The organism is Streptomyces sp. W16, from assembly GCF_033194735.1.
Taxonomy (GTDB): Bacteria; Actinomycetota; Actinomycetes; order Streptomycetales; family Streptomycetaceae; genus Streptomyces.
This window is the reverse complement of the sequence record NZ_JAWOAI010000421.1, coordinates 1-8,966: the sequence shown is the minus strand read 5'-3', so window position 1 is coordinate 8,966 and position 8,966 is coordinate 1. Positions and strand designations below refer to the sequence as shown.

At 70.0% G+C, this 8,966-nt stretch carries 7 protein-coding genes; 4 read left to right on the top strand and 3 right to left on the bottom strand.

Annotated elements, in window-relative coordinates; genetic code table 11:
* Positions 1-249: 249 nt before the first annotated feature.
* The 3 genes from R6V09_RS38650 to R6V09_RS38640 all read left to right on the top strand — a co-directional run bounded on the left by R6V09_RS38650 (position 250) and on the right by R6V09_RS38640 (position 5,425).
* Complete coding sequence (locus R6V09_RS38650; RefSeq protein ID WP_317886151.1) at positions 250-936, top strand: ABC transporter ATP-binding protein; 687 nt, start codon at positions 250-252, stop codon at positions 934-936.
* Positions 937-1,214: 278 nt separating this feature from the next.
* Positions 1,215-4,562, top strand: a complete 3,348-nt coding sequence (locus R6V09_RS38645) for a S8 family peptidase (RefSeq protein WP_317886150.1) — start codon at positions 1,215-1,217, stop codon at positions 4,560-4,562.
* An 83-nt stretch (positions 4,563-4,645) separates the two neighbouring features.
* On the top strand, positions 4,646-5,425 hold the full coding sequence (locus tag R6V09_RS38640; RefSeq protein ID WP_317886149.1) for a group II truncated hemoglobin: 780 nt from the start codon (positions 4,646-4,648) through the stop codon (positions 5,423-5,425).
* Between the two features lie 34 nt (positions 5,426-5,459).
* Here R6V09_RS38640 and R6V09_RS38635 read toward each other — a convergent pair whose 3' ends face one another.
* On the bottom strand, positions 5,460-6,392 hold the full coding sequence (locus R6V09_RS38635; protein ID WP_317886148.1) for a helix-turn-helix domain-containing protein: 933 nt from the start codon (positions 6,390-6,392) through the stop codon (positions 5,460-5,462).
* A 169-nt stretch (positions 6,393-6,561) separates the two neighbouring features.
* Here R6V09_RS38635 and R6V09_RS38630 point away from each other — a divergent pair, with 169 nt between their 5' ends.
* Positions 6,562-7,602: an NAD(P)-dependent alcohol dehydrogenase gene (locus R6V09_RS38630; protein WP_317886147.1), complete on the top strand. Its 1,041-nt coding sequence runs from the start codon at positions 6,562-6,564 to the stop codon at positions 7,600-7,602.
* A 170-nt stretch (positions 7,603-7,772) separates the two neighbouring features.
* Here R6V09_RS38630 and R6V09_RS38625 read toward each other — a convergent pair whose 3' ends face one another.
* Together R6V09_RS38625 and R6V09_RS38620 are read right to left on the bottom strand one after the other, a co-directional pair.
* Positions 7,773-8,810 (bottom strand): FecCD family ABC transporter permease, encoded by a 1,038-nt coding sequence (locus R6V09_RS38625; RefSeq protein ID WP_317886146.1) that lies wholly within the window; start codon positions 8,808-8,810, stop codon positions 7,773-7,775.
* A partial coding sequence (locus R6V09_RS38620) for an iron chelate uptake ABC transporter family permease subunit (protein WP_317886152.1) occupies positions 8,807-8,966 on the bottom strand: 160 nt, incomplete at its 5' end. The genes R6V09_RS38620 and R6V09_RS38625, both read right to left, overlap by 4 nt.

The window sequence follows — 8,966 nt, the reverse complement described above, 5'->3', positions numbered from 1 at the left end:
GGCCTGGCAGTCGCCGGCGGTCTGATCGCCGGCGCCTTCGGCGGCTGGCGCGCCTCCCGGCTGCGCCCGGCGGACGCCCTGCGCCGCGTCGAGTAGCGAGCAGCTGGTCAACACCGGTAACTGCAGCGCCCCCTAAGGGGCGCGGGGAACTGCGCGACCAGCCACAACGCAGCCGCAGACAAATGACGGCGTAATGGGGTCCGTCCCGCGACGGGCCCCAACCCCCTTTACTTCCCCAGGAGTTGCACCATGTACGAACTCAGAGGCGTCACCAAGCTCTACTCACGCGGCAAGGAAACCGTCCACGCCCTCGACGGCATCGACCTGACCATCGGCGACGGCGACCGCCTCGTCATCCAGGGCCCCACCGGCGGCGGCAAGTCGACGCTGCTGCAGATGATCGGCGCCCTCGACCGGCCCACCGCCGGCGAAATCGTCCTGGACGGCGTCGACTTGGCGAAGCTGTCCGAGGCCAAGCTCACCAAGGTGCGCAGCGAGAACATCGGGTTCGTGTTCCAGTCCTTCAACCTGATCCCGACGCTCACCGCGCAGGAGAACGTCGAGACCGCCCTTGTACCGCTGGGCCTGAAAGCGAAGATCCGGCGTGAACGGGCCGCCGAGGCGCTGGTCTCGGTCGGCCTGGGTGAGCGGGCCAACCACCTCCCCGGCGAGATGTCCGGAGGGCAGCAGCAGCGTGTCGCCATCGCCCGCGCGCTGGTCAAGCAGCCCAAGGTGCTGCTGGCCGACGAGCCGACCGGCAACCTCGACGAGTCGATGCGCGACGAGATCATGGACGTACTGGAGCGCATGTGGAAGGAGCACGGGCTGACCTTCATCATGGTCACCCACGACTCCGCCATCGCGAAGAAGGCCCCGCGTCTCGCCACCATCCGCAAGGGGAAGATCACGGTGAAGGAGAACGCGGCGTCCAAGTAACTCCGGTGCGGTGCAAGGGAGTTCGGCGGAGCAGGAGACTCCGTAGCGGAGTTCTCGCGGGCTGAACCCGTCGACTGGGTAACGGAGTTCACGCGGGCTCGTAACATTCTGCGGCTGTGCTTTCTCACCCTCCTCTCATCTCTTGAAGCGGTTGATCACCCCTCGGCATACTGCGTGTTCCGGGGGGTGTACGCGCAGGTGTGCGAACTTTCCCCCGGCCGGGCGAATGGGGAAATTCGCCCGCTACCTGAGCTCCAGGGGGAGTTTTGCGCAGACAAGTGAAGAGAGCGTACGCGGCCGGTGTCGCCACGGCCGCCGCCGTCGCCCTCGCCGCCGGCATGACCAGCCCGGCGTCGGCGAAGCCCGAACAGGACGCGCGGAGCACGACCGGCTCCGCGCAGCGTACGGCCGGTGCCGCGCAGGCCCGGCTGGCCGGCGAACACCACCTCACCCTGATCACCGGCGACCGCGTCACCGTCGATGCCAAGGGCCGGGTCGTGGGCCTCCAGCCGGCGAAGGGCCGTCAGCACATACCGGTTCAGGTACGGAAGATCGCCGGGCACACGCTCGTCATACCCGCCGACGCCGCCCGCCTGGTCGCGACCGGCAAGCTCGACCAGCGGCTCTTCGACATCACCGAACTCGACAAGTCCGCCGAGCGCGCCTCCCAGAAGGCCGGCCTGAAGGTCATCGTCGGCTACCAGGGCGCCGCGACCGCCACCAGGGCCGACGTCCGCGACGCGGGCACGCTGCGCCGCTCCCTGAAGACCCTGAACGCCGACGCCGTCCAGACCCCACAGAAGGACACCCACGAGCTGTGGGACGCCCTCACCAACGGGGACCGTACGGCCGCCGGTATCGCGCACGTCTGGCTCGACGGCGTCCGCAGTGCCAGCCTCGACAAGTCCGTGCCGCAGATCGGCGCCCCCAAGGCGTGGGCGGCCGGCTACACCGGCAAGGGCGTCAAGATCGCCGTACTGGACACCGGGGTCGACGCCGACCACCCGGACCTGAAGACGCAGGTCATCGAGGCCAAGAACTTCTCCACCGCCGCCGACACGAAGGACCGCGTCGGGCACGGCACGCATGTCGCGTCCATCGCGGCGGGCACCGGCGCGCTGTCGCACGGCAAGTACAAGGGCGTCGCGCCCGGCGCGAAGATCCTCAGCGGCAAGGTCCTCGACGACAGCGGCTCCGGTGACGACTCCGGCATCCTCGCCGGCATGGAGTGGGCGGCCGGGCAGGGCGCCGACATCGTCAACCTGAGCCTCGGCGGCCAGGACACCCCGGGCATCGACCCGTTGGAGGCGGAGGTCGACAAGCTCTCCGCCGAGAAGGGCATCCTCTTCGCCATCGCGGCGGGCAACGAGGGCCCGGAGTCCATCGGTTCGCCCGGCAGCGCGGACGCGGCCATCACCGTCGGCGCGGTCGACGGCAACGACAAGCTCGCCGACTTCTCCTCCACCGGTCCGCGCCTCGGCGACGGCGCCATCAAGCCGGACGTCACCGCGCCCGGCGTCGACATCACGGCCGCCGCCGCCCCCGGCAGCCTCATCGACCAGGAGGTCGGCGAGAACCCGCCCGGCTACCTGACCATTTCGGGTACGTCGATGGCGACCCCGCATGTCGCCGGTGCCGCCGCCCTCCTCAAGCAGGAGCACCCCACGTGGGGCTACGCCGAGCTGAAGGGCGCGCTGACCGGGTCTGCGAAGGGCGGCAACTACACGCCGTTCCAGCAGGGTTCGGGCCGGATCGCCGTCGACAAGGCCATCAAGCAGACCGTGATCGCCGACCCCGTGTCGGAGAGCTTCGGCGTCCAGCAGTGGCCGCACACCGACGACACCCCGGTCACCAAGCAGCTCACCTACCGCAACCTCGGCACCAAGGACGTCACCCTCAGCCTCACGGTGGCGGCCACCGACCCCAAGGGCCACACGGCCCCCTCCGGCTTCTTCAAGCCGAGCGCGACGAAGGTGACCGTCCCGGCCGGCGGCAAGGCCTCGGTCGGCCTGACCGTCAACACCAAGCTGGGCGGCACGCTCGACGGCGCCTACTCCGCGTATGTGACGGCGACGGGCGGCGGGCAGAGCGTCCGTACGGCCGCGGCCGTGGTGCGCGAAGTGCAGTCGTACGACCTCACGTTGAAGTTCATCGGCCGTGACGGCGCCCCGGCCCCGTACTACGACGCCTCGGTGGCGGGCCTCTCCGGCCTCGGCAACGGCGAGTTCTTCAGCCCGTACGACGCCTCGGGCACCGTCAAGGTCCGTGTCCCCAAGGGCGGTTACGTCCTGGACACCGGGATCTTCGTCGACCCGATGGACCCGGCCAAGGGAGCCGACTGGCTCGCCCGGCCCAAGCTGGACATCGCAAAGGACACCACCGTCACGATCGACGCCCGTACGGCCAGGCCGGTCGACATTACGGTGCCGGACACCGGCGCCGAGTCGGCCTTCGCGTCGCCCGCCTACTCGATCACGACGCCGGACGGGAGCGGCACCTCCTTCGGCTGGCTCCTGGAGACGTACGACAACTTCCGTACCGCGCACCTCGGTCCGCAGGTCACCGACGGCTCGCTGTCCGAGCAGTGGGACGCCCACTTCGTCAAGGGCACCGACGAGCAGTACGACACCACGACCGGCGCCAAGGTCAAGAAGCTCGCGACCGGCTACACCAAGCACTACAAGGCGAGTGAACTCGCCACCGTGAAGGCCCACATGGGTGCCGGAGCGAGCGGCAAGACCGGTGCGCTCAGCGCCTTCGGCTACCTGCCCGACAGCTTCGGCGGCTCCGCCATCGGCGTTCAGCAGAAGCTGCCCGGCACCCGCACCCTGCACGTCTCCACGATCGACGGGGTGCTGTGGGGGATGAACTTCGAGCAGGACGCCGGTCGGGACGCCGACGGCTTCCCGATCGCGGAGGCCTACTACACGCTGGGCGCCGCGCAGAACTTCAAGGGGGGCCAGACCTACTCCCGGACGCTCAACACGGCCGTCTTCGGCCCGCACCTCACCACCGGCTACGGCGTGTTCCGCAGCGGCAACGAGATCTCCGGGTTCCTGCCGCTGTTCGCCGACTCCCAGGGGAACGCCGGCTCGTCGACGTTCACCTCGGTGAACACGACCCTGTACCGCAACGGCAGCAAGGTCGGCTCCAACAAGGACCCGCTGTTCGGCGACGGCACGTTCAAGGTCCCGGCCGCCAACGCCGCCTACAAGCTGACCACTTCGGTCATCCGCAGCGTCAAGATCGCCGCCGCCTCCACCCGGATCGACGCGAGCTGGACGTTCTCCTCGAAGAAGCCGTCCGGTTCCACCGTCGCCCAACTCCCGGTCTCCACGGCCCGTTTCCACGCGGTCACCGGCCCGGACAACCGCGTCGAGGCAGGCAAGAAGGTGACCTTCCCGGTCACCGTCGAGGGCGCGGCAGCCGGCCGCAACCTCAAGTCGCTCGGCGTATGGGTGTCGTACGACTACGGCCAGACCTGGAAGAAGGTCACCGTGGTCAACGGAAAGATCACCGTCACCGACCCGGCCAAGGGCAAGGCCATCTCCTTCCACGCCAAGATCGCCGACAAGAAGGGCAACAAGTCGACGATCTCGATCTACAACGCGTACTACGGCAAGTGAGCCGCTAGTACCTGAGTAGGCCGACAGCGAACGGCCCGCCGGAAGTGCAGCTTCCGGCGGGCCGTTCGTGTTTCCGTGGCCCCATGACAGCCCAGACCGTCGAGTACATCCGGTACCGCATCCCCGAGCAGCGGTCGGCGGAGTTCCTGGCCGCCTACACCCGCGCCGCACGCCAACTGGCCGCGGCCCCGCAGTGCGTGTCGTACGAACTGGCCCGTTGCGAGGAGTACGCAGAGAACGGAGCGCACTTCGTCCTGCGCATCACCTGGACGTCCACCGAGGCACACCTGGAGGGCTTCCGCCGGTCGGAGCTGTTCCCGCCGTTCCTCGCCGAGATCGGCCCCTACGTCGAGAACATCGAGGAGATGCGCCACTACGAGCCGACACCGGTCCGCGGCAACGGCTCGGCCGTCCCCACCCTGTACGACTGGGCGGGCGGCGCCGAGGCCTTCTCCCGGCTGACCGAGGTCTTCTACGACAAGGTCCTCAAGGACGACCTCCTCGCCCCGCTCTTCACCGACCTGGCCCCCGAACACGCCGCGCACGTCGCCCTCTGGCTGGCCGAGGTCTTCGGCGGTCCGGCGGCCTACTCCGAGACCCAGGGCGGCCACGGCCACATGGTCGCCAAGCATTTTGGCAAGAACATCAGCGAGCCCCAGCGCCGCCGCTGGGTCAACCTCGTCCAGGACGCTGCGGACGACGCGGGCCTGCCGACGGACGCGGAGTTCCGTTCGGCGTTCGTCGCCTATGTGGAGTGGGGGACGCGGCTGGCGGTGTACTTCTCCGGCCCGGACGCGCAGTCGCCGGCCGAGCAGCCGGTGCCGCGCTGGAGTTGGGGGTCGATGCCGCCTTACCAGGGGTGACGTCGCCGTCGGCCGACGCGGGCGGACCTCGGCGTCACGGAGTGAGCCCGGGACGGTCGGCCGACGCACCCGCCCGGTTCGCGTCCGCGCCCCAGCTCGCCAGCAGGCGAAGGGCGTCGGCGGACGGGGAGCCCGGTTCCGCGTGGTAGGTGACCAGGATCTGCCCGGAGCCGTCCGACAGGCGGAAACCCTCGAAGTGCAGGGAGAGGTCACCGACCAGCGGATGGTGGAGGTGCTTGACGCCGTAGGTCTTCTCCTTGACGTCGTGGGTCGCCCACAGCCGCCTGAACTCCTCGCTCTTCACGGAGAGTTCACCCACCAGCGCGGACAGCCGCGGGTCGTCCGGATAGCAGCCCGCGTCCATCCGCAGCATGCTGACGATGTCCACCGCCTTCTGCTCCCACTCCACGTACAGATCCCGGTACTCGGGCCGCAGGAACACCAGCCGCGCCCAGTTCCGCTCCTGCGGCGGCAGCTCGGACCAGTCGCCGAAGACGGCCGCGGCCATCCGGTTCCACACCAGGATGTCCGTGCGGCGGCCCGAGATGTACGCCGGGACCGTGTCGATCGTGTCGAGCAGCTGCCGTAGCGGCGTCCGCACGTGCTGGGCCGGGGCCGACGGCTTCTTCTTGTGCTGCTTCGGCTTCGCCAGGTGGGTGAGGTGCGAGGACTCGGCATCCGTCAGGCGCAGCGCGCGGGCGATCGCGTCCAGGACCTCCGCCGACACGTTCCGCCCGTTGCCCTGTTCGAGGCGGGTGTAGTACGCCACCGACACCCCGGCCAGCTGCGCCAGCTCCTCGCGCCGCAGCCCGGGCACCCTGCGGTGCCGCCCGAAGTCCGGCAGCCCGACGTCCTCCGGCTTCAGCCGGGCCCGCCGGGTGCGCAGGAACTCGCTGAGCTCGGCACGCCGGTCCAGCGGCCGGCCGGGGGCCGGGGGCTCGGTCGCGGATTCGGGGTGTTCGTCCATACGGTCCAGTATTCCCGGTCGTACGCCCAAGAGCCTGACCTCGCTGGTGGTAGGCACAGCGGACGTACGCAGAAGCGTGGCCTGGGTAGCCGTGGGACTTTCAGGCAGGCTGTTGGATGTGCCCGGCCGGAAGGCAGCCGGGCGCACATCCCCCTAGGAGTGTTCCGGCATGACCACAGTCGCCGCATACGCAGCCCCCGCCGCCAAGGCTCCCCTGGAGCGCACCACGATCGAGCGCCGGGCCGTCCGCGAGTTCGACGTCCTGATCGACATCAAGTTCGCCGGTATCTGCCACTCGGACATCCACCAGGCCCGCGAGGGCTGGGGCGAGGCCATCTTCCCGATGGTGCCCGGCCACGAGATCGCCGGCATCGTCTCCGAGGTCGGCCCCGGTGTCACCAAGTTCCGGGTGGGCGACCGGGTGGGTGTCGGCTGCATGGTCGACTCCTGCCGCGAGTGCGACAACTGCAAGGCGGGCCTTGAGCAGTACTGCACCGGCGGCAACGTCGGCACGTACAACGCCGTCGGCAAGGACGGCGAGCCCACCTACGGCGGCTACGCCGAGAAGATCGTCGTCGACGAGAACTACGTCCTCGGCATCCCCGAGGGCATCTCCCTCGACGTGGCCGCCCCGCTGCTCTGCGCCGGCATCACCACCTACTCGCCGCTGAAGCACTGGAACGCCGGCCCCGGCAAGAAGGTCGCGGTCATCGGCATGGGCGGCCTCGGCCACATGGCCGTCAAGATCGCGCACGCGCTCGGCGCGGAGGTCACCGTCCTCTCGCAGTCCCTGCGCAAGCAGGAGGACGGCCTGAAGCTCGGCGCCGACCACTACTACGCGACCAGCGACCCGAAGACCTTCGCGGAACTGCGCGGCAGCCTCGACCTCATCATCTCCACCGTGTCGGCTCCGCTCGACCTCGGCGCGTACCTCTCGCTGCTGCGGACGGACGGCGCGCTGGTCAACGTGGGCGCCCCCGAGGAGCCCGTCTCCCTCAACCTGTTCTCCGTGATCGGCGGCCGCAAGACCCTCGCCGGTTCCGGTATCGGCGGCATCCAGGAGACCCAGGAGATGCTGGACTTCTGCGCCGAGCACGGCTTCGGCGCCGAGATCGAGCTGATCTCCGCGGATCAGATCAACGAGGCGTATGAGCGCGTCCTCGCCAGCGATGTGCGGTACCGCTTCGTGATCGACACCGCCACGATCTGACTGCGTCGCTTTTAGCAGGGGTGCGGGGTGCGGTGCGCTGTCGAGTGCGGGTGCGTCGTGGTTGCTCGCGCAGTTCCCCGCGCCCCTAAAAACGGCTGTGCTGGTCCGACCTTTAGGGGCGCGGGGAACTGCGCGACCAGCCCCCACGGCCCCGCAGCCGCCGACGAACCTCAGCCCCCCACCCTGTTCCGCCCCAACAGCCACAGCAGATACGGCCCCCCGACCAACGAGGTGAGCGCCCCCACCGGAACCTCCAGCGGGGGCAGCACCGTGCGGGCAGCGAGATCCGCCGTCACGACAATCACCGCACCCGTCAACGCCGAGCACAGCAAAGGCAGTTGGGGCGTACGGGTGAGCCGGCGGGCCAACTGCGGGGCGGTCAGCGCGACGAACCCGATCGGCCCGGCCGCCCCGGTCGCCGTCGCCGCCAGCACCACCCCGAGCACGGTCAGCGCGAGCCGAGTCCGGTCCACCCGCACCCCGAGCGAGGCCGCCGTATCGGCGTCGAGCCCCAGCGGCCGTACGGCCCGGCTCGCCCACACCAGCGCGGGCAGACACACCAGCAGTACGACGGCCAGCGGCTCCGCCTGCTCCCAGCCGCGCCCGTTGAGCGAGCCCGTCAGCCACAGCTTCACCTGCTCGGCGGCCTCCAGCTCACTGTCGGCGAGATACAGCTGCACGACGGCCGACAGCGCGACCCCGATACCAACTCCGGTCAGCACGAACCGACTTGGCTGCATCCCGTGCCGCCACGCCAGCACATATACGAGCGCGGCGGCGGCGAGCCCGCCCACCACGGAGACGACGGGCATCGCACCGGGCGAGGCGACCAGCCCGGTGGACAGCGCGAGCACGGTCGCGGCGGCGGCACCGTGTCCCACCCCGATCACGTCCGGACTGGCCAGCGGATTCCGGGTGACGGTCTGCACCAGCGCCCCCGCGAGCCCCAGCGCCACCCCGACCAGCGCCCCCAGCACGATCCGCGGCACCCGCAACTCGTCCACGACGAGCTCGTAGGGCCCCGATCCGGTACGGAGCGTGTGCCACACCTCGGCCGGCGAGATGTAGGTCTGGCCCAGACAGGCGGCGGCGCCCATCGCAACGACCAGCAGTAGTACGAGAGTTACGGCGACGACGGCCGAACGGCGGTGCAGGAGCAGGGAGATGGTGGGGCGGGGGCGCAGGACGGTGACGCCGGTGGTGCTCACAGGGCGGTTCCCCGGCGCCGGACCAGCACCACCAGCACCGGCACTCCCACCAACGCCGTCATCACCCCGGCCGGCACCTCCGCCGGTGCCCGCACCACCCGGCCCACCGCGTCCGCCGCGACCAGCAGCGCCGCGCCGAGCAGCGCGGACAGCGGG

What these genes read in the sequence shown, in the direction of transcription:
- R6V09_RS38650 (WP_317886151.1), top strand. Translation starts at nt 250, where the DNA reads ATGTACGAACTCAGAGGCGTCACCAAGCTCTACTCACGCGGCAAGGAA.
- R6V09_RS38640 (WP_317886149.1), top strand. Translation starts at nt 4,646, where the DNA reads ATGACAGCCCAGACCGTCGAGTACATCCGGTACCGCATCCCCGAGCAG.
- R6V09_RS38635 (WP_317886148.1), bottom strand. Translation starts at nt 6,392, where the DNA reads ATGGACGAACACCCCGAATCCGCGACCGAGCCCCCGGCCCCCGGCCGG.
- R6V09_RS38630 (WP_317886147.1), top strand. Translation starts at nt 6,562, where the DNA reads ATGACCACAGTCGCCGCATACGCAGCCCCCGCCGCCAAGGCTCCCCTG.